General features: G+C 34.0%; 2 protein-coding genes. Both read right to left on the bottom strand.

Annotation, left to right across the window (positions count from 1 at the left end; all coding sequences use genetic code 11):
• Positions 1-105 precede the first annotated feature (105 nt).
• The gene (locus AB0N03_RS52505; RefSeq protein ID WP_032398729.1) at positions 106-696 is read right to left on the bottom strand and encodes a site-specific integrase; all 591 of its coding nucleotides are present in this window, start codon (positions 694-696) and stop codon (positions 106-108) included.
• The coding region (locus AB0N03_RS52500; RefSeq protein ID WP_364389044.1) for a methyltransferase domain-containing protein at positions 651-1,112 on the bottom strand (462 nt) is incomplete at its 5' end. The genes AB0N03_RS52505 and AB0N03_RS52500, both read right to left, overlap by 46 nt.

Below are 1,112 nucleotides of genomic sequence, written 5' to 3'. Positions count from 1 at the left end.
ATTAAAAAAACAACTACTCCCACTATAGTTAGTGGATTATCTACATAATTATCCATGATTTTACCCTTTTTCTCTTTTCTTTATTCTATCATTCTTAGTTTTAAACTATCCAAAATCTATTTGGTCTAACATATTCTCTCGGCTGGCTTGATCTAAACCGAGATAAGTTAAAGTCATTGCTTCGCTTGAATGGTTTAGTAAATGTATCACTAAACCAATATTATAATTTGACTGCGTATAAACACGGTAAGCGCCCGTTTTACGCATGGTATGTGTTCCTAAATAGTTGATACCTAAAAGATCTCCAACGTGCGCCATGACCTTATAAAATTGCTTTTCAGTGATATGACGCTTTGGGCGAGAGGTTGACGGAAATAACCATTCAGAATTAAGATTTTGTTGGACCAGCCAATCATGATAAATCAATAAATCTTGTTTTACTGGTTTCAAATATAACGTATTCGCTTTTCCTGTCTTTTTATCATGAATAAAAGCCGTGCTTTTGATAGAACCATCTGGGTTAAAGACATCGGATTTTTTTAATGTCATGACATCACTCACACGGAGTAGTGTGGCCTTACCGACTTGGAAGATCGTATAGTTACGACGGCCAGCCCGAAAACTATCAAGTAACGTATCTTGCACCATTTTTAGAACGTTCGAATCTTTGATGGGAAGAACGATTTGTTGAACCATATAATTAGATATCCTTTCTCAATCATATCATAATTTTTTTCAGCTATAATAGCATAGCTAGACATCCAAGGGCCAGTCCACCAACCAATAATGCCATAAGTCTTAGCATATTTAATACGATAACCTAAAGCGATCAGGTAACTGAGATATTCTTTTTTATGATTTCCAGTATCTAATATTATTAATAGCCCCTCTGTTTTTAGTACACGTGTAGCTTCATCTAAGGCTTTGTATCGGTTCTGTTTTGGTTTAATATTATGAATTGCCATACTTGCGGTTACAAAGTCGTATTTCTTATTTTCAAAAGGTAGCTTTATCATATCCGCAGTTTTTAAATCAGATCTATTTTCTAGATTTTTTTCCTGTAAAAGCTGTTGTATGCTTTTAAAACTATTATTGGATTGATCCCTATTTTT

The organism is Amycolatopsis sp. NPDC051061 (assembly GCF_040682935.1).
Classification (GTDB): Bacteria; Actinomycetota; Actinomycetes; order Mycobacteriales; family Pseudonocardiaceae; genus Amycolatopsis.
The sequence above is the reverse complement of the archived record's forward strand: the minus strand, read 5'-3'. Positions and strand labels throughout refer to the sequence as shown.

What these genes read in the sequence shown, in the direction of transcription:
- AB0N03_RS52505 (WP_032398729.1), bottom strand. Translation starts at nt 696, where the DNA reads ATGGTTCAACAAATCGTTCTTCCCATCAAAGATTCGAACGTTCTAAAA.